30 protein-coding genes and 1 tRNA gene are annotated in these 24,321 nt (G+C 52.1%); 26 read left to right on the top strand and 5 right to left on the bottom strand.

The window, feature by feature from the left end; all coding sequences use genetic code 11:
• Nucleotides 1-2 precede the first annotated feature (2 nt).
• Nucleotides 3-1,844, top strand: a complete 1,842-nt coding sequence (locus HJV72_RS11370; RefSeq protein ID WP_208071114.1) for an ATP-dependent helicase — start codon at nucleotides 3-5, stop codon at nucleotides 1,842-1,844.
• Here HJV72_RS11370 and HJV72_RS11365 read toward each other — a convergent pair.
• Nucleotides 1,827-2,102, bottom strand: a complete 276-nt coding sequence (locus HJV72_RS11365; RefSeq protein WP_147629837.1) for a DUF1292 domain-containing protein — start codon at nucleotides 2,100-2,102, stop codon at nucleotides 1,827-1,829. The genes HJV72_RS11370 and HJV72_RS11365 overlap by 18 nt on opposite strands.
• A 254-nt stretch (nucleotides 2,103-2,356) precedes the next feature.
• Between HJV72_RS11365 and HJV72_RS11360 the strand changes: the two genes are divergently transcribed.
• The 4 genes from HJV72_RS11360 to HJV72_RS11345 are packed head-to-tail and all read left to right on the top strand — an operon-like array spanning nucleotide 2,357 to nucleotide 6,323.
• On the top strand, nucleotides 2,357-3,367 hold the full coding sequence (locus HJV72_RS11360) for a substrate-binding domain-containing protein (protein ID WP_082912770.1): 1,011 nt from the start codon (nucleotides 2,357-2,359) through the stop codon (nucleotides 3,365-3,367).
• A gap of 16 nt (nucleotides 3,368-3,383) precedes the next feature.
• Entirely contained in the window at nucleotides 3,384-5,075 is a 1,692-nt protein-coding gene (locus tag HJV72_RS11355; protein ID WP_208071112.1) for an alpha-amylase family glycosyl hydrolase, read from the top strand.
• A 2-nt stretch (nucleotides 5,076-5,077) separates the two neighbouring features.
• A complete protein-coding gene (locus HJV72_RS11350; RefSeq protein ID WP_208071111.1) occupies nucleotides 5,078-5,740 on the top strand; it encodes a TraX family protein in 663 nt (220 codons plus the stop codon).
• Nucleotides 5,741-5,765: 25 nt separating this feature from the next.
• Nucleotides 5,766-6,323: a DUF5662 family protein gene (locus HJV72_RS11345; RefSeq protein ID WP_117772474.1), complete on the top strand. Its 558-nt coding sequence runs from the start codon at nucleotides 5,766-5,768 to the stop codon at nucleotides 6,321-6,323.
• A 25-nt stretch (nucleotides 6,324-6,348) separates the two neighbouring features.
• Here HJV72_RS11345 and HJV72_RS11340 read toward each other — a convergent pair whose 3' ends face one another.
• Nucleotides 6,349-7,230 carry a LysR family transcriptional regulator gene (locus HJV72_RS11340; RefSeq protein ID WP_066575145.1) on the bottom strand — a complete coding sequence of 294 codons (882 nt, stop codon included), beginning with the start codon at nucleotides 7,228-7,230 and terminating at the stop codon, nucleotides 6,349-6,351.
• A 222-nt stretch (nucleotides 7,231-7,452) separates the two neighbouring features.
• Here HJV72_RS11340 and ilvD point away from each other — a divergent pair, with 222 nt between their 5' ends.
• Both ilvD and HJV72_RS11330 read left to right on the top strand, forming a co-directional pair.
• A complete protein-coding gene (gene ilvD, locus HJV72_RS11335; RefSeq protein ID WP_208071109.1) occupies nucleotides 7,453-9,123 on the top strand; it encodes a dihydroxy-acid dehydratase in 1,671 nt (556 codons plus the stop codon).
• 190 nt (nucleotides 9,124-9,313) lie between these two features.
• Nucleotides 9,314-9,398: transfer RNA gene (locus HJV72_RS11330), tRNA-Leu, on the top strand.
• A 222-nt stretch (nucleotides 9,399-9,620) separates the two neighbouring features.
• On the opposite strand, the gene HJV72_RS11325 is transcribed toward HJV72_RS11330, so the two are convergent.
• Genes HJV72_RS11325 through HJV72_RS11315 form a run of 3 tightly spaced genes read right to left on the bottom strand, consistent with a single transcriptional unit; the run spans nucleotide 9,621 to nucleotide 11,641 of the window.
• Nucleotides 9,621-10,943, bottom strand: a complete 1,323-nt coding sequence (locus tag HJV72_RS11325; RefSeq protein ID WP_208071108.1) for a tyrosine-type recombinase/integrase — start codon at nucleotides 10,941-10,943, stop codon at nucleotides 9,621-9,623.
• 36 nt (nucleotides 10,944-10,979) lie between these two features.
• Nucleotides 10,980-11,219 carry a helix-turn-helix domain-containing protein gene (locus tag HJV72_RS11320; protein ID WP_208071106.1) on the bottom strand — a complete coding sequence of 80 codons (240 nt, stop codon included), beginning with the start codon at nucleotides 11,217-11,219 and terminating at the stop codon, nucleotides 10,980-10,982.
• The gene (locus HJV72_RS11315) at nucleotides 11,216-11,641 is read right to left on the bottom strand and encodes an RNA polymerase sigma factor (RefSeq protein ID WP_208071104.1); all 426 of its coding nucleotides are present in this window, start codon (nucleotides 11,639-11,641) and stop codon (nucleotides 11,216-11,218) included. The genes HJV72_RS11320 and HJV72_RS11315 overlap by 4 nt, the downstream gene beginning before the upstream one ends.
• Nucleotides 11,642-12,637: 996 nt before the next feature.
• Between HJV72_RS11315 and HJV72_RS11310 the strand changes: the two genes are divergently transcribed.
• The 19 genes from HJV72_RS11310 (at nucleotide 12,638) to HJV72_RS11220 (ending at nucleotide 24,290) form a co-directional block, all read left to right on the top strand.
• Nucleotides 12,638-13,165 (top strand): thermonuclease family protein, encoded by a 528-nt coding sequence (locus HJV72_RS11310; RefSeq protein ID WP_208071103.1) that lies wholly within the window; start codon nucleotides 12,638-12,640, stop codon nucleotides 13,163-13,165.
• A 127-nt stretch (nucleotides 13,166-13,292) separates the two neighbouring features.
• The gene (locus tag HJV72_RS11305) at nucleotides 13,293-13,535 is read left to right on the top strand and encodes a hypothetical protein (RefSeq protein WP_208071102.1); all 243 of its coding nucleotides are present in this window, start codon (nucleotides 13,293-13,295) and stop codon (nucleotides 13,533-13,535) included.
• Between the two features lie 319 nt (nucleotides 13,536-13,854).
• Complete coding sequence (locus HJV72_RS11300; RefSeq protein ID WP_208071101.1) at nucleotides 13,855-14,121, top strand: hypothetical protein; 267 nt, start codon at nucleotides 13,855-13,857, stop codon at nucleotides 14,119-14,121.
• 13 nt (nucleotides 14,122-14,134) lie between these two features.
• Nucleotides 14,135-14,824: a DUF2786 domain-containing protein gene (locus tag HJV72_RS11295; RefSeq protein WP_208071100.1), complete on the top strand. Its 690-nt coding sequence runs from the start codon at nucleotides 14,135-14,137 to the stop codon at nucleotides 14,822-14,824.
• 786 nt (nucleotides 14,825-15,610) lie between these two features.
• Entirely contained in the window at nucleotides 15,611-16,423 is an 813-nt protein-coding gene (locus tag HJV72_RS11290) for a hypothetical protein (protein WP_208071099.1), read from the top strand.
• A gap of 108 nt (nucleotides 16,424-16,531) precedes the next feature.
• A complete protein-coding gene (locus HJV72_RS11285) occupies nucleotides 16,532-16,810 on the top strand; it encodes a type II toxin-antitoxin system RelB/DinJ family antitoxin (protein WP_208071098.1) in 279 nt (92 codons plus the stop codon).
• A gap of 3 nt (nucleotides 16,811-16,813) precedes the next feature.
• Complete coding sequence (locus HJV72_RS11280) at nucleotides 16,814-17,086, top strand: type II toxin-antitoxin system YafQ family toxin (RefSeq protein WP_208071097.1); 273 nt, start codon at nucleotides 16,814-16,816, stop codon at nucleotides 17,084-17,086.
• Between the two features lie 648 nt (nucleotides 17,087-17,734).
• The gene (locus tag HJV72_RS11275) at nucleotides 17,735-17,908 is read left to right on the top strand and encodes a hypothetical protein (protein WP_208071094.1); all 174 of its coding nucleotides are present in this window, start codon (nucleotides 17,735-17,737) and stop codon (nucleotides 17,906-17,908) included.
• A 23-nt stretch (nucleotides 17,909-17,931) separates the two neighbouring features.
• Nucleotides 17,932-18,132, top strand: coding sequence for a hypothetical protein (locus HJV72_RS11270; protein WP_208071092.1), 201 nt, complete (start codon nucleotides 17,932-17,934; stop codon nucleotides 18,130-18,132).
• Nucleotides 18,133-18,268: 136 nt separating this feature from the next.
• On the top strand, nucleotides 18,269-18,664 hold the full coding sequence (locus tag HJV72_RS11265) for a YraN family protein (RefSeq protein WP_208071090.1): 396 nt from the start codon (nucleotides 18,269-18,271) through the stop codon (nucleotides 18,662-18,664).
• 82 nt (nucleotides 18,665-18,746) lie between these two features.
• Nucleotides 18,747-18,917, top strand: coding sequence for a hypothetical protein (locus HJV72_RS11260; protein ID WP_208071088.1), 171 nt, complete (start codon nucleotides 18,747-18,749; stop codon nucleotides 18,915-18,917).
• An 840-nt stretch (nucleotides 18,918-19,757) separates the two neighbouring features.
• On the top strand, nucleotides 19,758-20,885 hold the full coding sequence (locus HJV72_RS11255; protein ID WP_208071087.1) for a DUF3102 domain-containing protein: 1,128 nt from the start codon (nucleotides 19,758-19,760) through the stop codon (nucleotides 20,883-20,885).
• A gap of 79 nt (nucleotides 20,886-20,964) precedes the next feature.
• Nucleotides 20,965-21,270, top strand: coding sequence for a hypothetical protein (locus tag HJV72_RS11250; protein ID WP_208071085.1), 306 nt, complete (start codon nucleotides 20,965-20,967; stop codon nucleotides 21,268-21,270).
• A 154-nt stretch (nucleotides 21,271-21,424) separates the two neighbouring features.
• Nucleotides 21,425-21,844: a single-stranded DNA-binding protein gene (locus HJV72_RS11245; protein ID WP_208071083.1), complete on the top strand. Its 420-nt coding sequence runs from the start codon at nucleotides 21,425-21,427 to the stop codon at nucleotides 21,842-21,844.
• Nucleotides 21,845-22,148: 304 nt separating this feature from the next.
• On the top strand, nucleotides 22,149-22,400 hold the full coding sequence (locus HJV72_RS11240; protein ID WP_208071081.1) for a type II toxin-antitoxin system RelB/DinJ family antitoxin: 252 nt from the start codon (nucleotides 22,149-22,151) through the stop codon (nucleotides 22,398-22,400).
• Nucleotides 22,401-22,664: a Txe/YoeB family addiction module toxin gene (locus HJV72_RS11235; RefSeq protein WP_208071079.1), complete on the top strand. Its 264-nt coding sequence runs from the start codon at nucleotides 22,401-22,403 to the stop codon at nucleotides 22,662-22,664.
• A gap of 321 nt (nucleotides 22,665-22,985) precedes the next feature.
• A complete protein-coding gene (locus tag HJV72_RS11230; RefSeq protein ID WP_208071077.1) occupies nucleotides 22,986-23,195 on the top strand; it encodes a hypothetical protein in 210 nt (69 codons plus the stop codon).
• Between the two features lie 19 nt (nucleotides 23,196-23,214).
• Nucleotides 23,215-23,988 carry a ParA family protein gene (locus tag HJV72_RS11225; protein ID WP_208071075.1) on the top strand — a complete coding sequence of 258 codons (774 nt, stop codon included), beginning with the start codon at nucleotides 23,215-23,217 and terminating at the stop codon, nucleotides 23,986-23,988.
• Between the two features lie 2 nt (nucleotides 23,989-23,990).
• A complete protein-coding gene (locus tag HJV72_RS11220; RefSeq protein WP_208071073.1) occupies nucleotides 23,991-24,290 on the top strand; it encodes a toxin-antitoxin system HicB family antitoxin in 300 nt (99 codons plus the stop codon).
• Nucleotides 24,291-24,321 lie beyond the last annotated feature (31 nt).

Raw genomic sequence — 24,321 nt, 5'->3', positions numbered from 1 at the left:
ATATGGGGTTAAACAGTGCTCAGAATGAGGCGGTCGCCCACCACGACGGGCCATGTATGGTCCTGGCAGGTCCCGGTTCCGGGAAGACACTCACCATCGCAAAACGAATTGAATATCTGATTCAGAAGCATAAGGTAAGGCCAGAAGAGATTCTGGTCATTACCTTTACCAAGTATGCGTCCAATGAGATGAAGAAACGTTTTCTGTCCGTGATGGGAGAGCAGCTGCCGGTTACGTTCGGAACGTTCCACGGCATCTACTACGGGATTCTGAAGTGGGCCTTAAGAATCGGACAGGAGAATCTGCTCACCGATGAAGAGCGCTACCAGCTCCTGCGTCAGGTCATAGCAGAGTCAGATATGGAAGGGACCCTCTCGGTCGAAGAGGAAAAGGATTATCTGAAGGATCTGTCTACAGAGATTGGGAGGATCAAGAACGACCGTCTGGATATCGAAACGTATGAATCAGCCCGGTTCGGCAAGGAGCGGTTTCGCTCGATATACTGCGATTACGAGGCGGCGAAGAAAAGATGGAATAAGATTGATTTTGAAGACATGCTGCTGCTCTGCTGCCAGCTGTTTCTGAAACGACCGGATATACTGGAAAAGTGGCAGCAGAAATTCCGCTATATACTTGTAGATGAATTTCAGGACATCAACCAGGTGCAGTATGATGTGGTGCGCATGCTGGCGGCACCGGAGGACAATCTGTTCGTGGTAGGAGACGACGACCAGTCTATCTATGGGTTCCGGGGTGCCAGGCCAGGGATCATGGCAGAATTTAAGAAAGACTATCCAGATGCCAGGCAGGTGCTTCTCGATGTGAACTACCGGTCTACGTCCCACATCGTCAACGGCGCGCTCAGAGTAATCGGACACAATCAGAAACGGTTCAGTAAGGCGGTCCGTTCCGGCAGAAAGCCGGGTGAGACGGTGCACGTACAGGAAGTGAAGGACAGCGTGGAAGAGGGCAGATACGTCGTGGAGCAGATACGTAAGCTGAACGGACAGGGAATCCCTTACAGCCAGCTTGCCGTCCTGTACCGGACAGGACTGGATGCAAGGGCGCTGTCGGAAAGCCTGATGGAATACCATATCCCTTTCACTATGAAAGAGCATATGGACAATATATATGACCACTTCATCGCCCGGGACATCAGCAGCTATTTCCATCTCGTCCTGAAAGAATACGGCCGCAGGCATTTCCTGCAGATTGCAAACAGGCCGAACCGGTACATCGGGCGGGACAGCATGAGCGAGGAACCTGTGACATATGAATCGCTCCGCCGTTTCTACTGCGACAAGGACTGGATGATGAACCGGATAGACCAGCTGGAGTGGGACATTAAGATGATGGAGAACAAATCCCCTTATCTTGCAATCCAATATATGCGAAAAAGTATCGGCTATGACGGGTTCCTGAATGAATATGCGGCTTACAGGCAGATACCCGGCCAAGAGCTCTTTCAAGTGCTGGATGAGATACAGGAGCTTTCCAGAGGATATGATACGATTGAAGGCTGGTTTGCACATGTGGAGCAATACAAACGGGTGCTGAAGGAACAGGCAAAGAAGAGCGCGGCAACGGGGGAGAGCGTCTCCCTGATGACGATGCATGGTTCAAAAGGGCTGGAGTTCGATACGGTGTTCATCATCCAGGGCAACGAAGGGGTAGTCCCATATAAGAAGGCGAAGACAGAAGATGAGATAGAGGAAGAGCGGCGGCTCTTTTATGTAGCCATGACAAGGGCAAAACGAAAGCTCATCATCAGCTACGTCAAAGAAAAAAACGGGAAAGAAGCCAATCCCTCCCGTTTTGTAAACGAATTATTCCTCACTGTCTGATTCGTCGAATTCCTGCATGTCCAGCCATTCGTCAAAGGCGTCGGCAGCGATTTCATATTCATCATCATCTTCGATATTCTCCAGTTCCGGTTCTCCCGGAGCCGTCTCTTTATAGCGGTAGATGTATACGTCGCCTTCCTCGCTGTCTCCGTTCTCATCAAGCGGGAGGAGTGCGATATATTCATTGCCGCCGGCCTCATATACGGTAAGGATGGCACATTCTACCACTTCGTCATTATCAAGCGTCAGGGTAACCATAGGGGTATCGTCATGTCCGCAGCAGTCCTCATGTCCGCAATTGCATTGCTGTTCGCTCATAGTCTTATCTCCTTTTATATACGAATATTATATCTTACATATCAAGATACATTAACTGTACCAAAGGAACGTATAAAATGCAAGGGAGTTTTTGCCATCTCCAGGCGTATGTGAAAAGAGTAGCCAAAACTTTGAAAATAGTGTAAAATATATCTGTGCGTTTGAAAAATAATGCATAAGGAGGATAAAACATTATGATGAAGAGGAGAATGTCAAGTGTAATAGCGGTGATGCTTATCTGTATGTTCGCGCTGTCCGGCTGTAAGAAAAATGTAGGGACGCCGGAAGACAATGCTGTGAAAGATGAGGAGTCCGATGATAACATAGAAGGGGAAGAGGAAGATGCCTATGTGTTCGGCTTCTCCGTAATCGATATGCAGAACCCTTATTTTATAACGCTGGAAGGGGCGACAAGAGAGGCCATAGAAAGTAACGGGTATCGAATGATCACGAAGGATCCGGCTTCTGACGCGGCGTCGCAGGCGGCACAGATACAAGAGATGATAGACGAAGGCATCGACGCTATCTTTCTCTGCCCCGTCGACTGGGAGGAGATAACAGATTCGCTCAAAGCGCTGAAGGATGCCGGCGTTCGGATCATTAACGTGGACAGCCAGGTAAAAGAGATGGAGTATGTGGATGCATACATAGGTTCTGACAATCACAATGCAGGATTCATATGCGGGGAGGATCTGATAGCAAAGCGTCCGGACGGAGGCAAGATTGCCATCCTGGAATGTCCGACCCAGAATTCCATCAATGACCGCATCACGGGCTTCGAGGAAGCGATTGCAGAGGCCGAGAAGGGCTTTGAGGTCGTAGCAAGGGAAGACACCGGAGGTGAGTTTGACAAAGCGCTGGAGGCTTCTAAAAAGATTCTGGAAGAGAACCCGGACATCACCGCGATCATGTGCGGCAACGACCAGATTGCGGTAGGTGCGATGACCGCGGTAAATCTGGCTAAGATGGAAGACGTCATCATATATGGCGTAGACGGATCGCCGGACATAAAGAAAGAGTTTAAAAAAGCGGGATGCCAGATAGCCGGGACAGCGGCCCAGTCCCCGATCAACATGGGGAAGACGGCAGCAAAGACGGGAATCGGCATCTTAAAGGGCGAAGAGTTTGAGCCGGAAGTATATGAAGAAGTATTCATGATTAATAAAGACAATGTAGATATGTATGGAGTAGATGGCTGGCAGTAACAGGAAGGACTTAAATATGAAAGCAGTTGAGGGGAAACCATTGCCGTTAGGCGTTACAATCACAGATGACAGGATCAATTTTTCCATCGCAGTGCCGGAGGGCAGGACATGCAGCCTTCTGCTCTACGAGGTCGGAAGCTGTGAACCGTGCGAGCGGGTCCCGGTGGAGCAATCCATCGGGGAGGTGCATTTCATTGCGCTGGAAGGTATGGAAGCAGACGCTTATGAATATAATTATATGTTCGATGAACGGATCGTGGTGGACCCTTATGCCAGGGCACTTGCGGGCAGGAGCGTATGGCGGAGGGAATATGACGTACAGCAGCATGAAGTGAGGGGTATCATACAGACGGGGACATATGACTGGGAGGGCGATGCGCCGCTCCACATCCCTTATAACGAGGTAATCGCGTACAGCCTCCACGTCCGTGGATTTACAAAGCACAGCTTATCCAAAGCGGTCCATAAAGGTACGTTCGCCGGGGTAGTGGAAAAGATACCATATCTGACGGAGCTTGGCATCAACCAGATCCACTGCATGCCTGTCTATGAGTTTGAGGAATGCCTGCAGTACACGAACTACTGGGGATACGGGGAAGGCTTCTTTTTTGCCCCTAAGAGCGCCTATGCCGCTTCCGGCGATGGTGTCAGGGAACTGAAAGACATGGTGAAGGCATGCCATAAGGCCGGCATAGAAGTCGTGCTCGAAATGCCGTTTACCGACAAGACGCCGAAGCAGCTGATGGTTGAATGCCTCCGGTATTATATGCTGGAATACCATATGGACGGCTTTATCATGAATCCGGCCGTGGCACCGATGGAGACGCTTTCCGGAGATCCTATCCTGAAAAGCACTAAGGTCATGAGGCATGATATGGGCTTTCAGACCGTAATGCGCCGCTTCCTGAAGGGGGACGAGGGCATGGTAGGTGATGCCATCTACTGGCTGAAGCATAATTCCCGGCAGGATGGAATATTCAACAGTATAGCCGCCCATAACGGTTTCACGCTTCAAGACCTCGTATCTTATGATGGGAAGCACAATGAAGCGAACGGCGAGAACAATCTGGACGGACCGGATTACAACTACAGCTGGAACTGCGGAGCGGAAGGGCCTACGAGGAAGAAGGCGGTCCTGCAGCTGCGCAGGAGGCAGATGAGAAACGCGTTCTTCCTGCTCCTGCTTGCACAGGGTACGCCGTGCATATTGGCGGGAGATGAATTTGCCAACTCCCAGAAAGGGAACAACAATGCCTACTGCCAGGACAATCCAACGGGATGGCTCGACTGGGGAAAGGCAGAAAGGGAATCGGAGCTGTTCAACTTTGTAAAAGAGCTCATAGCCCTCAGGAAAAAGCATCCGGTGCTGTATCCCGCGAAAGAAGCGGAAGGTATCGATATGCTCTGCTGCGGAATGCCTGATGTGTCTTACCATGGAGAAAACGCGTGGAAAATACCTTCTGAAGTATCCAGCCGCCAGCTGGGAGTCTATTATTATGGAGCATATGCCGACGACGAAGACTGCTTTGTAGTCTATAACATGCACTGGCTTCCGCACACATTTGCGCTGCCGTCCCTGCCGAAAGATAAGAAATGGCATGCGGCGGCTTCAACGAAGGACGGTATTCTTGCAGAATGCAGGCTGCTTGAGAACCAGCGGCTGATAGAGGTCGAAGAGCGTACGGTTATCATGCTGACAGGACGGTAAACATGGAATGGATTCGTAATAAGTTTGGTTTGACTACATTTCAGCTGAAATGTATCGCTATCATATCTATGGTCGTTGACCATACCGGGGCCGTATTATTCCCCGGCAGCATGCTGTTCCGCTATATTGGGCGGATAGCGTTTCCGATATTCTGCTTTCTGCTCGTAGAAGGCTTCCTCCATACGAGAGACATACGCCGCTATATGTCCAGGCTCCTGATATTTGCTTTTGTGTCCGAGCTTCCATATGATCTGGCATTCCGGGGCACCCTTTTAGAGTTCGGATACCAGAATGTGTTTTTTACATTATTCTTGGGCGTGGTGCTTATGTATGTACTGCAAAAAGCGGCCGATTGGCCGGTCAAGGCGATAGAAGTATTGCTCGTGATGTGGCTGGCGGAGGTGCTTAGGACCGATTACGGTTCCCAGGGGATCCTGCTGATAGCAGCGTTCTTCCTGCTGCGTGACCGGCTGTGGACAAAGCTTGCGGCGGGCACGGCATGGTGCTTCGTCTGGAACGGTGCCGTGCAGAGGTACGGCGCGCTGGCAATGGTTCCGATAGCCTTGTATAACGGCGAACGTGGGCGGAGCATGAAGTATTTCTTTTATGCGTTCTATCCGCTGCATCTGCTCATCCTGTATGGGGTTGCCAGATGGCTGATATAGTTAACATGGAAGTGGAGTAAGAGTTATGAAAGCATGGAAGCATTTATGTACGATCAATCACCATAAGCTGCTGGTGATGAAGCAGTGTTTCAAGGTTGGACTATACAGGCAGGGACTTCTGCATGACATGTCCAAGTATTCGCCTTCGGAATTTCTGGTGGGCTGCAGATATTACCAGGGGACGAGAAGCCCGAACAATGCGGAGCGGGAAGATACCGGTTATTCTACCGCGTGGCTGCATCACAAAGGGCGGAACAAGCACCATTACGAGTATTGGATAGACTACAGCGCCAATCCTGAGGAGGGCATCGTCGGGCAGAAGATGCCGACACGGTATGTGATCGAGATGTTCATGGACCGGATCGCGGCATCCAAGACATATATGAAAGAGGCATATACAGACGCCCATCCGCTGGAATACTATGAAAAAGGTGCCGCCAAGCTCGGGAAGATGATCCACGAAGATACGGCGGCGCTTCTCCATCATCTGCTGAAGATGCTTGCAGAGGAAGGTGAAGATAAGACGTTTGCGTATATAAGGAAAATAGTGATGGAATATAAGAGAAAGAGGAAACAGCGGTGATGACAGGCCGTTGTTTCCTCTTTTTTTATCTGCCGTCCTGATTTAGCTGCCTGCTCCATTCCTTCACATAGTCCAGAAACTTTACAGTGGCCGGCGTAGGCGGAGCGTCTTTCGGACAGGCGACGCCAAGCGTGCGGGAGTAATGTTCTGTGAAAGAGCGCGTGCATATGTCGAAGGGGGCATTGTACAGAAGCAGCCGGGGCAGTATCGTGATGCCGAACCCTTTCTCTACCATCTTAAGCGTGGCAAAGTCCTCATTGAGCCTGTACTGTATCTTTGGCTTTATATTATTCTGCTTAAAGATGTATCCGGTCTCATAATCAAGCCCGTCGGAGGAAAGCACGAAATTTTCGTTATTCACGTCAGACAGGGACACTGCCATCTTTTCAGCCAGAGGATGCGACTTGGGAGTCACAAGCATAAGCTCATCATTACCCATAGGGATGAACGGCAGATCCGGGACGCTGTAGCGGGATGCGAAGATACAGTCGAGCCTGCCGGTCTGGAGCTTCTCTTTCAGCGGATTAAAGCCGTCTACGGTCATCTCGAAACGGATATTCGGATACAGTTGCGAGAACTGCTTCAATATGTCGGGCAGCCAGTGGTAGGAGATGCTCTGTATCGTGCCGATGCGGATATATCCGCTGTCCAGGCTGGTGAGGTTTGATGCGATCTGGCTGATCTTATTCTTCTCCCGGCAGATGATTTTTAACGATTCGATGATTTCCTCGGTATTCGGCATAAGGTCCATGCCGTGCTTTGAACGCTTGAACAGGGGAAAGCCAAGCTCTTTTTCAAAGTTCTTGATGGCCTGGCTGATGGCGGACTGCGTATAGTTCAGGCTGGCGGCAGTTTTGGATATGCTGTGGGTGTCGCATACGCTGAGGATGATCTCATATTTATTCATGGCAGCTCCTTCTATTAGATATTTTAAAGCCTCTGTTCAAAACTACTTAAGTCTGGGACGGAAATCATGCATTTTCACTACATATAAGAAAAAATGAACATATCCTTAAGTAAAGCTGGCTTTTTTATCAGGACTTGTTTCTCTATTATAAACATATATGATAAATTATTGTCAAGCAAGTTATGAACAGGCGGCGGACAAAATGTAAGGAGGAGAAATCATATGGGAACAGAGTTTTGGAACGGGGCAGAAGCTGCCCACAGAAGGGTCATGATGAAAGCGGCAGGATATTCGGATACGGATATCAGGAAGAAGCCCCACATCGGAGTGCCGAACTCTTATATGGCGGGCTCTCCGGGATCTGCACATCTGAGGCAGATAGCAGAAGCGGTGAAGGAAGGGATCTGGGCGGCCGGAGGCGTACCGGTCGAGTTCGGGATTCCGGCAACGTGCGGGAACATCGCCAATGGCGCGGAAGAGCTGAAGTACGAGCAGGTGGGGCGTGACATCGTGGCGATGAGCGTCGAATTTGTCACGAGGGTACATAACTTTGACGGGCTCGCGATGATAGCTTCCTGCGACAATATCATAGCAGGATGCTATCTGGCGGCAATGCGTCTGGACATTCCGTCTATGATCGTAACGGGAGGCTCGATGCAGCCCGGACAGCACTGTGGGAAGACTGTCGTAGAAGCAGATCTGGATGCCGCACGCTTTTCCGGGGCAGATGAGGAGTCGCTTATGGAGATGGAAGATAACGTATGCCCGTCCTTTGGGGCATGCCCGTCTATGGGCACTGCCAACACGATGCAGATGCTCGGCGAAGTGCTCAATCTCGTTCTTCCGGGAACATCCACGATACCGGCTTCTGACAATGCGAAGCTCAGGAAGGCGAGAGAGGCCGGCATGTATGCGGTAGAGATGGCCAAGGCAGGGAGAAGGCCTTCCAAACTTATCACGAAAGAGGTGCTGCATAACGCCATCATGTTCGATATGGCGGTTGCGGGATCGACGAATGCTGTCCTTCACCTTTTATCTTACGGTTATGAGCTTGGCATTGAACTTACGCTGGAAGACTTTGAGAGATATGCCAAGGATATTCCTTGCATCAATGCCGTAGTGCCGAGCGGGCCGTATACGGTCGTGGACTTCCACTATGCAGGCGGAGTGATGAACGTGATGAAGATGCTGGAGAGCAAGCTGTTCACTGACGTGACCGGCATGTACGGGACGTCATGGTCTGAGATGCTCTCGAAAGTGACACCTCAGGAGAATAAGGTCATCCACTCCTTGGAACGCCCTCTGTTCCATGAGCCGGGGCTTAAGATTCTCAGGGGAAACCTGTCGCCGAATGGCGCTATCGTACGGCCTACCGCAGTTTATGAAGAAGTGAAATATATGAGAGGCAAGGCGAAAGTGTTCGAGGGGGACCGGGCAGCATTTGACGCTATCCAGGCAGGCGAGATCGTGCCCGGCGATATCATCGTCATCCGTTATGAGGGCTGCAAAGGTGCTCCGGGCATGAAGGAGCTGATGCTGAGCATAGATGCCCTTATCGGGCTCGGGCTGCACAAGAGTGTCGGATTGATCTCCGATGCCAGATTCTCAGGTTTCAACTTTGGGGCGATCATCGGCCACGTGTCACCGGAAGCCTATGACGGCGGCAATATCGCTCTTGTGCAAGACGGGGATGAGATTGTCATCGATATCCCTGGAGGGGAAGTGTCCATGCTCGTACCGGATGACGAGCTGGCAAGGAGGAGAGAGAAGTGGGTATGCCCGCCGCTTAAGGAGGAAAAAGGCTGTCTCAACATCTATGCCAAGATGTGCCGGCCGGCAGAAGAAGGCGGGGCTATGCAGCCATGGGATCTTGACGCCAGATTCAAAAGATAGAGGTTCTGCAATCGTCCCATGATCAGTGTCCCGGGATTCCAGCCTTTCCGGCCTCCGGGACACTGATACCGGTAAAAGCCGTCTGCCGGGGCGGCGTCCGGATGGGATAAAAAAAGATGAAAAGATTGAGAAAATTTGTTGACATTTGGAGCAAGTCATAGTAATATATTCTTCGGACGGTTTAAGTCATGCGGAAGTGTCGGAACTGGCAGACGAGCAAGACTAAGGATCTTGTGAGCAATGCGCTCGTGTGGGTTCAAGTCCCATCTTCCGCATTCATCAAAAAGCTAGAAACCCTTGATTTATCAGGGGTTTCTTCTTTTTTGCGTTCAAAGTGCTTTGGTTACCTCTGGTTACCTGCATGAGTTTCAGCAGGCAGGAGCGCATCGAATGCCCATACGCTCCTTGCATCCGTGACGTTATTTCTAATGTTCCGTATTCAGTTTTTCAGTTGCTTTCTTCTGCCTGATATTCAGGCGATGTTCCCCTTAAAACCCTTATCGGTAACCGTTCGCGGTAACCAATATCCCAGGATTGGGTGCAAGTGTGGACAAGGCTCGTTCGAACTGCTCGTTCGTCTCGTCCTGTGTCTTGGTGTTGAAGGTGTAGCACCGGAGCGTGGTTCGCTCGTCCTCATGGCCGACCTGTATCCTGGCTGCATCAATGTTGACACCGCCATCGATCAGGTGCGATACATAGGTCTTCCTGATCTTATGCGCCGATCTGAACGGGATGCCGAGTATGTTGCAGTATTTCTTTAGCCGGTATGTGACCATATCGACGTTCACACGGGTAATCCCGTTTGTGAACAGATAGCTGTCATCAGCGCCCCTTGCCGCAACGCCGGAAAGCGCTGCATCGACAACCTCCCTGCCACCGTGGGTAAGGTACACATCGCGGAAGCCTGCTGAGGTTTTCGGGTGGTCGATGACCATATGCCCGATCTGCTTGAAGGTCGTCTCGTCAATTTGAACCGACACCTCCACCTCTGAACGGCAGATATGGGCAACCAACCCGTCGATGTCGCTTCTTTTCAGCGCAACAACCTCGCCGATTCTGAGCCCCGTGTAGAAAAGCAGGATGAGTGCCAGGCAAGCGCCAAGCGAGTTGTCTTCCTTCCATTCTTCCCAGGCAAGCCTCATCAGGAAGAACTCCTCAGCCTCGGTGTACACCTGCGTCTTCGCCTCTGGCTTGCGCTTTTTGACAAGCAACTTCTTGTTTATCTGGGCATGCGCGAACGGATTGTAGGAGATGATCCCGCTCCGGTACCCGAAATCGAGTATCTGCCGAAAAGGCATGGACATGTTGTAGTACTTCTTCTTGTCCATGGCCTCGGCTTTGATCTTGTTGTGGATCCATGTCTCTATGTCTGTTGAATGCATCAGCCGGATCGGCTTGCTGATGAGATCCGCATCCTTCGCGTAGTACTTGTTCCAGGTGGCTACCGCACGCTTGACGGTGTTCATTGATTCGGTCTTTGCCTTGTAATGCTCCATCCAAAGCGGGTAGAGCTTGGCAAGCGTCGGGTCTATTGTCTTCTCATTCTTGCGGTAGGCCTCGACAATCGCATCTTCAAGTGCTTCCCGCGTGTTGCGCTTGATGAGCCGCCTGCCGTCGCTTTTTGTGGCATCCGGCACATGGGTTCGCCATTTGCCGTCTTTACCTTCGAAAATCGAGTACTTATGGTTACTTAAAATGTTCTTCTTAGTTAGCATAGCAATGTAGTTCTGCACATCACTTAGCTCTATTTTACCGCTCTGACCTGCGGTTTTCAATGTTTCAAGAAGCTCTTCGAGCCCTTTTTCGAGCACCGGTTCCATATGGGCATCACCCCCTCCTCATGCCACCTGCCAGTATTACTCCGCTCGGAACAGCAGCACCTTCGCGGTTAGCTTCGCCTCCAAGCGCCGTATCATCTCAATATCGGTTCCTTTTCTGCAATGCCCGCCATCGTCGACCGACTCCCTCATGGCAAGCGTTGCCATGTAGGGCCGGTAGTATCCGATGACGGTCTCCATGGCAATCGGGTCGCCTTTCGATGCCCGAAGAATCGTCTGGTAAGGCAACAGCGCCTTCTTCTGCTTTCCCTGCTTCATAGCGAGTCCTCCATTTCATCAAGCATGTTTCCGAGTTCCTTCAGCGCCTGCGATCTGTGGTACTGGACATTCGCACGTTCCATTCCCACGACCTGCCCGATTTCCCTGTCCGTGAGCCCCATGTAGTAGCTCAACAGGACGATTTCCCGTCGTTGCGCCGAAAGCGCACCTAACGCCTCGAACAGCCCCTCATCGTTCACGATGAAGTCGATTCCGCGAACACGGAGCAGCTGCTCGAATCGGAAGTACTCCGGCGTAAAGGACAGCTTCCCGAGCTCGCGAGGGCTCATCTCCGAGAAAAGCACCTCTTTTCCCTGCCTGCGCTTGCGCTCGTCGTAGGCATCGCGAGCCTCGTTGCGAAGGATCTTCTTACAGTACGCATCGAACTGATGTCTCTTGCTTTGCTCTGTTTTCCTATCCATGGATCGTCACCTCCTTTCCAAGCGGTCACGCCGACCAGATGGAGAGAGGATGGCGATGATTCCTTGTTGCCACCACTACGGCGCAAACAAGGTGAAATGCAAAAGCAAGAAACGGCAAAGTTGCTGTTCAAGTACCGTTTTTAAGCAAAACAAAAGCACCCAGCCAAAATGACCGGGTGCTGACTTGTAGAGGCGGGCTATGTATCCTAGCAAACTTGCCGCCCGCCACGGGCACAATATGTGCTAAGATGCCTTCTATCGGTTGGAGTTGGTAGCTCCTTCTGACCGTCTCGATCGTCAAAAAACCCAAAGAACGAATCGAAACCAGAATCGAACCATCTGAGTGGAAACGGATGAAATCGAATCTCTTGAAAGCGTGCTATCATTATAGCACGGTATCACGCAGGAGAGCACTGAAATGTGCCAGGTTTCGACAAGTTCATAGCGTTTCAAAGCCATCGATGCGGTGGCTTTTTTCATATCTAAAGCCTATTGGAAACCTCACCAGCGCCTATGGTTGCGTGGTTTGGTACCAATGAACGTTTGGCATCAGTCGTGAAGAAATTGTGACCGGAAAGTGATGCAACGATTTGTTGCGTAGAGCTCGGTACCTGTGGTCCTCATCTCCACCTGCATCCGATGCCGCGAGCCCAGCGGGCAGCGATATGCCATAAACGCACCAGGAAGGAAACCCCGCCTATAAGAGACCTGTGCCCGAAGGGCACCAGGATGTGCGTAAGGCGTTGTGGTAAACGCGAAGCGTTTTCCACGATGGCTTTCCACATCCCTTTCGCGGGGCTCTTTTCCTTTCCAAGGAAATCAATCAATCCGCGCTTGCGCGGCTCAGTGAGCGAAGCGAGCGTCTGAGGGTATTGCAGCCCGGATTATCAGATGTGCGTGAGCCAAGCAAAGTCTCAAGGCAACCCCTATGCAACCCGATAGTGTTACGGGGTTGTGCTACAATAGGGTTGTAACACAAAGCATAAAGGAGAAGCATTGAGAAAGAGCAACGTAGGTCGAAATAGGCTGCTAGCTGCGGTAGCGCTTATAGCATGTCTCTGCATGATGATTCTTGCTGGTTGTACGGGCGTTTCCCGATCAGCAGACAAGCCTGTGCTGGATGAGGCAACCGTAGTTCGTGTTGTCGATGGGGATACGTTTGTGGCAAATATCGATGGGCAGGATGAGAAGATTCGCCTGATCGGTGTCGACACGCCGGAAAGCGTAAACCCTGACGAAAGCAAGAACACGGAGAGGGGGAAAGAGGCTTCAGAGAACACGAAGTCTATCTTGACCAAGGGCAAACACGTTTGGTTGGAAGCGGATGTTCAAGACGAGGACAAGTACAACCGGAAGCTAAGGTATGTTTGGCTTGAAAAGCCAACAGATTCCAATAACCGCGAACAGGTGGAAAGTGAGATGTTAAACGCTGTTCTGGTAAAGGACGGATGGGCTGACCCGATGGAGATAGCCCCAAATACCAAATGGGCATCGATGTTCGATGAGCTGAGCGGAGCTGCATAAGCTAAAAGGAGGGGTTACCCTCCTTTTTCTTTGCTTATCCGCAAAAGCTCTATATCACAACCTAACAACCCCGTTAGGTTGTGATATAATAGATGCATAGCGTAAAGCCCAACAGTCAGGAGACGAAATGAGCAACATCGAGCAGCTGAGCGTGAAGCAGCTCATCGAGAAGCAAGGCCTCACAGTGCACCAGCTCCGCACGACCCTGGCCCGCCTGGAGAAGCAAGGCTACGGAAGCCTCCCCGTGGTGCTGGCCGCAGACGACGAGATGAACGATCTGCGCCCCATCCTGGACACCCAAGACGCAGCCGTGATGACCTGCACCGAGCGAGAGTGCCACGGCCTCGGCGCATACGTAGTGATCGGTTAGAAGCAGATAGGAGCCAATGAGATGAGCAAGAAGAAGCGCTTCATAGGCCACCGAAGCCTGGGCAACATCCTCCTTTTCGGCTTTCCCAGTCCGATTACCATAGTGAAGCGGATGTTCCGGAGAAGCTTTCGTTGAGAGAAACATTGTGATACCCGCCCAACTCGGCGGGTATTTTTGTGCCAAAAGTCCCTGGTCAGGTGAAAATTGGCATTCGATTGCGAATATGTCGATGCGATTATCCATATAGCACAACCTAACAACCCTGTTGGGTTGTGCTATAATATCAGATAAGAACAAGCAGCGCGAGGCAGGAGAGCGAATGAAACCGAACAGCATCGAGAAGCTGAAGCAAGCCGAGAACTTCATGAATGCCGCTGCGGGGCTGCTGGATTCCGTCGTATCGGTTGAGTGGGAGTCCCTTGCCGAGGGTGATTACAAAACGGAGGAATGCATCGACGAGATGGAATCCATCAGCAACGCTCTGCGTAAGCAAAGGGCAAGCGTTATGAAGCTCGTCATGGATCAGTCCTTCCGCCAGGTAGCGGAAGAGCGCCCGAGTACCATGGGCTTCCTCGAAGATAACTAGCAGGTACGGTTCGATGCCCAGCAACGGTTACCATGACAAGATCCGCAAGATCCTCGCAATGCTGGAAGGCGCCAAGACCGAGGGTGAGGCCAAGGCGGCCAACCTCGCCTTACAGCGTCTCCTTGCCAAAAGCAACCTAACCGCCGAGCAGGTAGGCGCTTTAGGTTCGGAAGATCCGTCTGCCTCGATCGAGGAAGAGCCTGTTTACATCGGCAGCAACGATGTGTTCTGGAAGAGGATGCTTGCCAGCGCCATAGCGGAGAACCTGCGCTGCCGCGTGATGCTCACCGCATTCCCTGACAAGCCGAGGGCGAAGATCATCGTGTTCGTCGGCCATGCGGAAGATGCCGCCGTTGCCTCGGAATGCTACCGCCTGACATTGAAAGTTGCCCAACGCTGCTTCAAGCTCTATTCGAAGTTGTGCAGGGATTCCGGTTGCCCGATCGATGTCACCGTAACGGCAGTGCGCAATGCCTACTACATCGGCTTTGCCGAAGGCCTCTATGATGCCTATTCGCAACAGGTTGCAGAGAACTCGGAGCTTGCCATCTGCTTACAGGTTCCGTCAGACGTGCAAGCTTTCTTCGAAGCCAAGCACCTCAACAGCATCCCAAAGCGGAGGATAACGGTCAGCGACGAGCAGACTCGGGACAATGGCCGTATCGACGGCTACAGCTACGGTACCTGCCGCACCTTCGACTGATCCCGCCGGGTTTTCCACTTTCCCACAATCCGACCCGAGGCGAGCTTTAGTAGTGCTCGCGTATCTCGGCTCGAATCATGGAAAAGTGGAAAACCCTAAACCGCCTATGATTCCCCTCAGAGGGGAATCCGGCTCACCCGACCGTCCGGTTCCGTTCCCCTAGGATCACGCTCAGAGCGCGATCCGCTCACTCCACCTTCACCGCCTGTGTGGAAAGCTCAGCTACGGGCTGTGAAAATGCCCTTCGCAGACCTTCCCACACAGGCTTCTGCTATACTCGATGTCACCCGCTATGCAGATACGCTTCTTTCACTGCATAGGCTTTCTCTTGTCAGGACCCATGCAACGCCTCGAACTCACGTTGCATGGGTCCTCTTGTTGTTTTCAGATTCCCATAGACTCAGCGAGCAGCGCGAGCGTATTCATCGGCGTAAGCCGTTCAACGAGCGCAAGCGAGTGCATCACCTGAAGCCCTTCCAGTCGGTAGCATCAGCTGTGCGTGAGCCCCTATAACCAAACACCTTCGCAACCCAACAACCTTGCAACACCACCGCATCCCAACATCCCCAAGCGGTTTTCCCACAGACGGCGAAACGCCTTGGTGTGGAAAAACCCCACCATGATGTTTCGGCTTATAGAACCGAAAAGCCTTCCGACAAGGAAGATCGTCCCGCCCGGGAAATCCCAGCTCAAAGCCACATTTCTTTATATCACAACCCAACAACCTAACAGGGTTGTGATATAATTAGGTTACAGCGTAAGACATACGGTAGTTAGGAGACCGAAATGACCACCGAAATGAACCTTGCAGAAGCAGAGAACCTGGTAGCGAAGCTCCTTCCCGAGTGGATGGATACGGCAAGCAGCAACTTCGCGGGATTCGCAGAGATGCTGCTTAACGATTACGAGGATTGGGCACGCGACACCATGGAATGCGTCTTGATGCCAAGCGAGGACGAGTTCGTGCGAACCTTCGAAGCATGGAAGCTCGTGGCAGACCGCTATTTCAAGGCCATGTGCCGCCCTGTGCCGTCCTTCAAGACCGCAGACGGCGTAACCTGCTATGTAGGCGATCTGGTGTACTGCAAGGACGGCAAAAAGTACGAGGTGACGGAAGTCCTAAGCGAGGAGCTTGTTCGTGCTGGCGAGTTCAATGCTCCCTTTGCAGTCGCGAATCTGTGCTACTACGAGCCAGAAGCCCCCAAAAGCCTGAAAGCCGTTCGAGCCGAGAAGCAGGCCGAGCGCAAGCAAGCCGAGCGCAAGGCGGCAACCGAGTTTGAAAAAAAGGTTCGCCGTGACATGCTTGCAGCGCTGAACGATAGGGGCAGCTTTCACGAGCGTTTGCTTTGGGAGCTGACGGAAGCAAATGGGTACATTGGGATCAAAACCAGTATGGACGAGTCTGACTGGGAAACATTCTTGGATACCGATGCAGGAGCCGAAGCCGTTGCGTGGTGGGAGAGCCGAGATGTTCGCTTCAAGATCAGCGAGTGGGAGAAAGGCGTGATTCTTTACGTTGACGGAGTGAATCCCAACACGTTTCACTGCACCTGCTTTGACTTCAAGACATGGGGCGAATACCAGCATCTTGCACGCTAACCAAGGAGGGCAAAAGCCCTCCTTTTTCTATGCTCATCTGCGCTTATCGGATATTATGTTATGGTATACTATGTGATACATAGTAATACCTAAGAGATCGGAGCTGAAATGGCAACGGCAACAATGGCAACGCTTTCTGCCAAAGTGAAGCCAGAGGAGAAGGCGGCGTTCAATGAGGTTTGCGACAGTATCGGGCTTTCCCCATCGAACGCTATCCGCATGTTCGTGTCGGCGGTAAACAAGTGCAAGGGACTTCCTTTTGATACCAGGAACCCATATGGGTTCAACAAGGAAACTCTTCAGGCGATGGAGGACTCTGCGAACATGGTCGGTGTGTCGCGGGGGTTTGATTCAATCGATGACATGATCGCCGAATTGGAGCGTTGATTCATGCAGATTCGATTTACTGCAAGATACAAAAAGGACTACAAGGTCTGTATGAAACGCGGCATCGATATGGAGAAAGTCAATCAAACGTTGGTTTGGTTGCGTGACGGGGTAGAGCTGCCTGAAAGAATGAAAGACCATGCGTTGAAAGGGAACTACAAAGGCCACCGCGAATGTCACATTGAGCCGGATTTGGTGCTTATATACCGTTACAACTATGAGTGCCAAGCCGTGATGGCGGTAAGGTTGGGAACTCACTCCGATGTTTTGGAATAGGGGAATCGAGTTCAAGGAGGGCTATTGCCCTCCTTCTCTTATCCGAACGGGTCGCAGCCCCTTCTCATGCCCGACCCAGGCTCCACGGTCTAAGCCGCGAAGCCTGGGCAACCTAACCGCCCGCCCGGGTTTACGCACTTTCCCACAATCCCGACTCCTACGGGCTTTAGTAGTGCCCTTCGAGCGCCGGAATCATGGAAAAGTGGAAAACCCTCCACCGCCTATGATCCCCCTCAGAGGGGAATCCGGCTCAACCCATATGCTAAGATTGCCGTTGCGGTGCGGTTCCATCCAGTCACGGCCGCACCCATATTATGGCCATGGCAGATGTCCCAAGGTTTTCGTGTAACGGGCATCTGCCTTTCTTGTCTCCTAGCGAAAAGCAGGCTCATAGCAGCACCAATCAGGACGGCGAAACGCATCCCAGCATCCCCAAGCGGTTTTCCCACAGACGGCGAAACGCCTTGGTGTGGAAAAACCCCACCTTGAAATTTCGGCTTATAGAACCGAAAAGCTCCTGGTCGCATGGGTGCGTCCCGCTCGAACCCCCCAGCTCATCGGCATGTTTTCTTATGTTGTGTCCTAACAACCCAACAGGGTTGTGATATAATAGGGTTACAGCGTAAAGGTCAACAGATAGGAGAGACAATGAGCATTCCAAGGCGAATCGAAGCCCGCAAGGCGGCAAAGCAGGCGCACGAGCAGGGCATCTGCCCTCTGTGCAAGAAGCCTGTGAAGCCGTATATCGCATATTGCGGGCAGTGCGGCTGCGACCTCCAAAAGGGCGTGAAGCTGGCAACCCTCACCACCGAGTCCAAGTAGCGAGAACCCAAGGAGGAGCAATCATGACGAAGCGGGTTTACTGCCGCGAAGCGATATACCGTGAGGAGTACATCGTGGACGTTCCCGACAACCTTCCAGAGGAAGAGTGGGAAGAGTACGTTCTGGAAGAGCTGAAGGCGCTCGACCGTGACCCAGATGATACCAAGTTCAGCGAGTACCTGGACGGTGCATGGTTCACAGATACCTGGCTCACAGAAAACTAACAGTCAAAGGAGGGTAAAAACCCTCCTTTTTCTATGCTCACCTGCGGTTATTCTATGTGTTGTGCCCTAACAACCCAACGGGGTTGTGCTATAATAGGGTTACAGCGTAAAGGTCACGGATAGATAGGAGACCGAAATGACCACCGTAGAGAAAACCACGAAGAAGATGCCGCTCGCGATGCGTGGGCATATCGCCGCGAGGAACTACCTTGTACGCAATGGCCTCAGGATTGTGGAAGACGGCTACTCCTGCGATCAGGGCGAGGTCGATTTCGTTGCCATGGACGGGGAGAACTGCATGTGCTTCGTGGAGGTAATGACGCGTTTCGCCCACAGCAGCGACCCGCAGTTCCCGAACGAGGCGGTGGACAACGCCAAGCGCCGCCGCCTCGAAGGCATAGCGATGAGCTATCTGATGAGCAACGAATCTCCCATGAACATCCGCATCAGGTTCGACATAATCTCGATTGCGGCTTGGGGCGAAGGCAGGGCTGTCCTCCGCTATCACAAGAATGCCCTGGAAGCTGCCTAGGCAGCCCAATCCCCGCAGGGCGGGCGCGAATCAGTGCCCGCCCTACCCACCGAACCGAAACCAACCAGTTAGGAGCAGGAAAATGCCCAAGCGTACCGTACAGGAAACCATAGAGTACTTCGAGCAGCTGGCAAGCGAGTTCGAGAAGAAGTCCCACCGCGAGCAGGATGAGCTAACGAAAGCTCAATACGCCGCCAAAGCCGAAGCCTACGAGCTTGCCGCCTTCGAGCTGAAGCGCAATTGCGACTACTAGCCACCAAAGGGCTGCACCCGAACCCCACGGGTCGCAGCCCTTTTCCATACCCGGCCCAGGCTCCACGGTCTGAGCCGCGAAGCCTGGGCAACCTAACCTCCCGCCCGGTTTTCACACATTCCCACAATCCCGACTCCTACGGGCTTTAGTGGTGCCCTTCGAGCGTCAGGATCATGGAGATGTGCAAAAACCTCCACCGCCTAAAATCACCCCTAGAGGGCGCTCCCCGGCTTGCTTTTAGGGGGAGCGCCTTTTATGTTTCCCAATCTCTTTTCAAAGAAAAAAATCTCAGCGAGCACCGCGAGCGTATCAATCGGTGCGCAGCACCGCTTACCTGATGTCCCCGAAACCCGGGTCATCAGCCATGCGTGAGCCAAACGAAGCTCACCGCCGCAGAAAGGAAGCCGTGCCAATCCTCGGCACGCCCCAGATCGCCCGGTTCCGTTCCTTAGGATCACGCTCAGAGCGCGATCCACTCACTCCACCTGCACCGCCCGCCATGGAAAGCTCAGCTACGGACTGCAGGAGTGCCCTCCGCAGACCTTCCCACAGCGGGCTTCCAAAAGGATCCCCAACTTGCGTTGGCGGTACTTATCTGTTGGATGGGCAAGTATATGCCGCTCCCTCGCAACCACCAAGGGTGCAAGCATCTTTTTGCAACTTCTTGAGTCCGTTCCTCCCTCAACAACTTGCAAAAAGACTCCGGGTGCTGGGATGCGCACCCATCGCCCTTGATTAGCTCCGTCGCTCCGCTGCGCTCGCACCCATCAACAGCATAAGCACCGTTGCTTCAAGACAGTGCTTGAACCAAATTCAACAAATCAAAAGGAGGAAGTTTTCATGACGAAAGCGAAAAGAAACGAAACAACAGAGGTAACAGCAGTAAAGGCACAGGCAGTGCAGGTGGCATATGTAGAGGAAAAAGACATGGCACGCGAAGCCCAACTCGCAAGTGAGATTAACTTGATTACCGAGCAGACCAAGCAGATGGTTCTGATGAACTTCATAGAGCTTGGCAAGCGCCTTACAGAAGCCAAAGCCATGGTGAAGCATGGGGAATGGGGCAATTGGCTGAAAGAGAGGGTGAACTATTCCCAGCGTACCGCGAACAACATGATGAAGCTCTATGCGGAGTACGGCGCGAGCGGCATAGCGTCAAAATCGCAGTCAATTGCGAATTTAAGCGTCACGCAGGCCGTGGCATTGCTCGAGATCCCAGCAGAGGAGCGTGAAAAGTTCGCTGAGCAGAACAACGCAAAGGACATGACTATCCGTGAGCTTAAAGAGGAGCTTGCCAAGAAGAAAGCCGAGCTCGCCGAGGAACAGTCAAGCACCAAAGCCGCCCTCGCCGAGGCCCAGAAGCGCCATGAGCAGGAAAACGCTCGCTACAAGGAGCAGGCCGAAAAGGCATTGGCCGACAAGTCCCGGATAGAAAGGGAGCTTGAACAGCAGAAGAAGCGACAAGCCGAGCTTATCGAAAGCAAGGATACCGAGGCAAAGGCACAGGTAGAGGCCGCCATCAAGCAGAGCCGCGAAGAGCTCGCCCGCACCAACGAGGAAGTGGACGCATTGCAGGAAGAGCTTGCGAAGATGAACAGCAAGCATAAAGCAGAGCTTGAAGCCATCCGTGAAGAGGAGCGAAAGAACTTCCAAGAGGAACTGAATGCCAAGGACAAGGAGATAGAGGAGTCGGCGAAGCGTTTCTCGAAAGCCGTTGAAGAGCACAGGAAAGAGATGGCATCGACAAGAAAAGACCTCTTGAAGGAGCAGAGCAAGAACTCCGAGGTTGCCACACTCGGCAAGGCAACCTACGCCATGGAGCAGTTGCTCAAAAGCTACGAGCAGGTTATGGGAATCATCGAAAGCGTTGGCAAGTTCGACCGTGTGACAGCCAAGAAGATGATGACAGAGGTTAACAAGTCCATGCACGCTGTGGAAACCAAGGTTCGCAAGAAGCTCACAGCCTAATGCCATGCAATGGGTAGCAAGACCCCCGCCCAACCGGGTGGGGGCAAATAAAAGAGAAAACCGAAAGGAGGGAACAGAGGTGCTGGAAGAAAGAGAATTTCAAAGAACCGTGAAAGATGCCCTTGCAAAGATCCGAGACAAGGACATGCGCATATTGCAGGAAAGCAACATAGAGGCAAGGGAAAGCGAAGCCATCAACGCCGAGGCAGAAGGCGCGTACATGTGCGTTCTCGAAGAGCTCACGGCAAGGCAAAGAGAGGCGGTGAGGCGTTACATGGCAACTCAAACCGCCGCCGACAACGATCAAGTAGACAATGCCTACATAGCCGGAATAAGGGATGGAATACGTTTCATGATTAGTTTTAGGCTGGCTGATAATCGGTAAAAACAAGGTCTGACCTGCGGTTTGTGGAGGGTTTGTGAAGTAGCGACTTAATGCCCTGATAACCCAATAACCCTGTTGGGGTGTGCTATAATTGAGTCATCAAGTTAAAGGGTGAGCGGAAGGAATCGCCACCCATGAGAGATCGGAGCTCATCATGTCTATCAACCGCGTTATCGTATCTGGCAACCTCACCCGCGACCCCGAGGTACGCACTACTGCTTCCGGCAACCCGGTGATGGGTTTCGGCATCGCAGTGAACGACCGCCGCAAGAACAGCCAGACCGGCGAATGGGAGGATTATCCGAACTTCATCGACTGCACGATGTTCGGTGCCCGTGCCCAGAGCGTTTCCCGCTTCCTTTCTAAGGGCAGTAAAGTAGCCATCGAGGGCAAGCTCCGTTGGAGCCAGTGGGAGACCAACGAGGGTCAGAAGCGCTCCAAGATCGAGATCATCGTAGACGAGATCGAGTTCATGTCATCTATTTCCAACGGTGCTCAGGTACCCGCTACAGCATCCGCGTCCGCTGTTGATCCTATGACTAGCACCCTTTACGATGACGACATCGCGTTCTAAGCAAGCCATGCAGGGTAGGGTAGGGTAGATTCCCTGCCCTTTGGCAATACAGGTTGGCACCACATCAATAACGGTTGCAGGGTATTTTTAACGAAACGTGGGCGACCAATAGAAAGGCACTTGCGAAAGCAGGTGTCTTTCCTATATTCGCATTCGAATGCGAATATCTCGGTGCGATTTTGGAAACGATGAAAGTGTAGCAGTTAATGCAAGCATATGTATAGCAAATGCTACACATATGCTTGCATTATGCGTACATTTGTGCTATAATTAAACCAAGAAAAGAGAAAAGGAGATGAGCTATATGGCACAGGTAAGCGTAAGAGTCGATGATGAGGTTAAGCGTAATGCTGAGGCAACGTTGAACGCGATCGGCATACCGATGTCCACCGCAGTCAACGTCTTCCTGAAAGCTGTTGCAAGGGAGCATCGTATCCCGTTTGAGCTTAACGCTGATCCGTTCTATTCGGACAGCAACATGAGGCACATAAAGAGAGGGATCGAGGCCCTTGATGCCGGCAAAGGCGTGGAGCATGAGCTGTTGGAGGACGATTAGATGAGGAAGGTATGGTTTGATGAGGCATGGGATGATTATGTTTCGTGGCAACGTGAGGATAAGAAGACATTGAAGCGCATCAATGCTTTGGTAAAGGATATTGAGCGTGGAAACGGCTTCGATGGCATCGGAAAGCCAGAACCGTTGAGGGGGAATCTAAGCGGCTTCTGGTCGAGGAGGATTGATGACGCGAACCGACTTGTGTACCGGGTAAAAGACGGGGTACTTGAGATCGTCTCATGTAAAGGACATTACGATGATTAACGGCATCAGTTAAGGCACTTGCGAAAGCAGGTGCCTTTTTCATTGCTATGAAAGCGGGGCGGCAAGGTAAAAGCCCTGTATCTGCAAATGGTGTTTTGCAGATACAGGGCTTTAATCGTAATAGATATTGAGAGAGCCCGAGAAAAGCCAGGTCACCATTCCCGGCGAAAAGAAAGGTGGGCCCTCTCAACACGATCATGATACCCGATATGCAGGCCTGAGCAGAGCACGCAAAATTTTTTACTGTGTTGCAGGGTTGTGCCGTTGTTGGGGCGTAGGGTTGTGCTACAATAAAGCTACAGCGGAAAGGAGATACCTGTTATGCGAGGTTTTAGCTTCTTGATTACATGGCTCGTTTTCGGAATTCCGAGCTCGGCTATCGCCGTCGGCATCGGCTGCTTTCTTCATTTGAGCGCCATCACCATTGCGGCTCTCGTTGTTGCCATCGAGGCGATGACGGTGCTGTCTGGCGTGTTCTGCGTGGCAGCGAAGAATGCTGACATTCGGATGAGATACATGTTCGAGGGTTAAGAAAAGAAAGGAAACAGTCATGAAGACTATTGCGATTTGCAACCATAAGGGAGGAGTCGGCAAAACTGCCGCCTCAATGGCATTGGCGGAAGGCCTGAATGCCAAAGGTTACCGCACATTGCTTGTCGATCTCGACCAGCAAACCAATGCAACCCGTCAGGCTGGTGCGAAGATCGAGGATGCGGTAACCGTCTATGATTTGCTTACATCCTTCGAGTACACCGCCGCCGATGGCATCCAGCACTATGAGCATGGCGACATCATTCCCGGCGACACGTTGGTAGCCGATGCGGAAGTTGAGATGTCCAAGCTTGATACTCCGCTTACGATGCTGGCAGATGCCCTTGAGGGAGTTGAGGGTAACTACGATTACTGTGTTATCGATTGCCCTCCGTCGCTTGGCATTGTGACCCGCAACGCAATTGTCGCGGCAGACGATGTGATTGTGGTGGTGGTTCCAGACACGGCATCAGTTGACGGCTTTGGGAAAGTTTACCAAGCATGCGAGGCGATTCGCAAAAACAAGCGTTTGAATCCCAATGTGACCATCGCTGGCATCTTGATCAACACTTATGATGCACGTGGTCGCTTGGAGCGCTCGCTTGATGAGCAGCTTCCCGAGGTTGCCGAGAATGCGGACACAAAGGTTTTCGAAACACGTATCCGCAAGTGCGTTTCCGTTCGTCAGGCACAGAGTGCCCACATCTCTCTTTGGGATTACGATCCGGAATGCACGGCCGCTGAAGATTTCAAGGCGTTTATCGATGAATATCTCAATCAGGAGGAGAACTAAAAATGGCTAAGACGCGTAAGAGCAATACCGAGTTTGAGATGAATACCGGTGCCAACGAGTCGGTTGCGAAAGCATCCATGAAGAAGAAAACGGAAAGCACAGAGAAGGGCGTTGGCGAGGTCGTGAAATTGCCAGGCGGCTACACTAAACGTCGCTCCCGTGGCAACGATCGTAAGATCAACCTCAGCGTATCCCCTGAGCTCCACAAGCGCATTCGCGATGTGGCACGCGATGAGGATGTCAGCATGAACCTTCTTGTCAGCCGCGTGATGATCGAATGGTTGGACCGAGAAGGGTACTAAGTCCAAGTCAGTTGATGCTTGCTCGGTCGCA

This window comes from Extibacter sp. GGCC_0201 (genome assembly GCF_017566055.1).
GTDB lineage: Bacteria > Bacillota > Clostridia > Lachnospirales > Lachnospiraceae > Extibacter.
The sequence above is the reverse complement of the archived record's forward strand: the minus strand, read 5'-3'. Positions and strand labels throughout refer to the sequence as shown.

Coding starts and splice junctions, on each gene's coding strand:
- HJV72_RS11370 (WP_208071114.1), top strand. CDS start 3: ATGGGGTTAAACAGTGCTCAGAATGAGGCGGTCGCCCACCACGACGGG.
- HJV72_RS11365 (WP_147629837.1), bottom strand. CDS start 2,102: ATGGTTACCCTGACGCTTGATAATGACGAAGTGGTAGAATGTGCCATC.
- HJV72_RS11360 (WP_082912770.1), top strand. CDS start 2,357: ATGATGAAGAGGAGAATGTCAAGTGTAATAGCGGTGATGCTTATCTGT.
- HJV72_RS11355 (WP_208071112.1), top strand. CDS start 3,384: ATGAAAGCAGTTGAGGGGAAACCATTGCCGTTAGGCGTTACAATCACA.
- HJV72_RS11350 (WP_208071111.1), top strand. CDS start 5,078: ATGGAATGGATTCGTAATAAGTTTGGTTTGACTACATTTCAGCTGAAA.
- HJV72_RS11345 (WP_117772474.1), top strand. CDS start 5,766: ATGAAAGCATGGAAGCATTTATGTACGATCAATCACCATAAGCTGCTG.
- HJV72_RS11340 (WP_066575145.1), bottom strand. CDS start 7,230: ATGAATAAATATGAGATCATCCTCAGCGTATGCGACACCCACAGCATA.
- ilvD (WP_208071109.1), top strand. CDS start 7,453: ATGGGAACAGAGTTTTGGAACGGGGCAGAAGCTGCCCACAGAAGGGTC.
- HJV72_RS11325 (WP_208071108.1), bottom strand. CDS start 10,943: ATGGAACCGGTGCTCGAAAAAGGGCTCGAAGAGCTTCTTGAAACATTG.
- HJV72_RS11320 (WP_208071106.1), bottom strand. CDS start 11,219: ATGAAGCAGGGAAAGCAGAAGAAGGCGCTGTTGCCTTACCAGACGATT.
- HJV72_RS11315 (WP_208071104.1), bottom strand. CDS start 11,641: ATGGATAGGAAAACAGAGCAAAGCAAGAGACATCAGTTCGATGCGTAC.
- HJV72_RS11305 (WP_208071102.1), top strand. CDS start 13,293: ATGAGCAACATCGAGCAGCTGAGCGTGAAGCAGCTCATCGAGAAGCAA.
- HJV72_RS11300 (WP_208071101.1), top strand. CDS start 13,855: ATGAAACCGAACAGCATCGAGAAGCTGAAGCAAGCCGAGAACTTCATG.
- HJV72_RS11295 (WP_208071100.1), top strand. CDS start 14,135: ATGCCCAGCAACGGTTACCATGACAAGATCCGCAAGATCCTCGCAATG.
- HJV72_RS11290 (WP_208071099.1), top strand. CDS start 15,611: ATGACCACCGAAATGAACCTTGCAGAAGCAGAGAACCTGGTAGCGAAG.
- HJV72_RS11285 (WP_208071098.1), top strand. CDS start 16,532: ATGGCAACGGCAACAATGGCAACGCTTTCTGCCAAAGTGAAGCCAGAG.
- HJV72_RS11280 (WP_208071097.1), top strand. CDS start 16,814: ATGCAGATTCGATTTACTGCAAGATACAAAAAGGACTACAAGGTCTGT.
- HJV72_RS11275 (WP_208071094.1), top strand. CDS start 17,735: ATGAGCATTCCAAGGCGAATCGAAGCCCGCAAGGCGGCAAAGCAGGCG.
- HJV72_RS11270 (WP_208071092.1), top strand. CDS start 17,932: ATGACGAAGCGGGTTTACTGCCGCGAAGCGATATACCGTGAGGAGTAC.
- HJV72_RS11265 (WP_208071090.1), top strand. CDS start 18,269: ATGACCACCGTAGAGAAAACCACGAAGAAGATGCCGCTCGCGATGCGT.
- HJV72_RS11260 (WP_208071088.1), top strand. CDS start 18,747: ATGCCCAAGCGTACCGTACAGGAAACCATAGAGTACTTCGAGCAGCTG.
- HJV72_RS11255 (WP_208071087.1), top strand. CDS start 19,758: ATGACGAAAGCGAAAAGAAACGAAACAACAGAGGTAACAGCAGTAAAG.
- HJV72_RS11245 (WP_208071083.1), top strand. CDS start 21,425: ATGTCTATCAACCGCGTTATCGTATCTGGCAACCTCACCCGCGACCCC.
- HJV72_RS11240 (WP_208071081.1), top strand. CDS start 22,149: ATGGCACAGGTAAGCGTAAGAGTCGATGATGAGGTTAAGCGTAATGCT.
- HJV72_RS11235 (WP_208071079.1), top strand. CDS start 22,401: ATGAGGAAGGTATGGTTTGATGAGGCATGGGATGATTATGTTTCGTGG.
- HJV72_RS11230 (WP_208071077.1), top strand. CDS start 22,986: ATGCGAGGTTTTAGCTTCTTGATTACATGGCTCGTTTTCGGAATTCCG.
- HJV72_RS11225 (WP_208071075.1), top strand. CDS start 23,215: ATGAAGACTATTGCGATTTGCAACCATAAGGGAGGAGTCGGCAAAACT.
- HJV72_RS11220 (WP_208071073.1), top strand. CDS start 23,991: ATGGCTAAGACGCGTAAGAGCAATACCGAGTTTGAGATGAATACCGGT.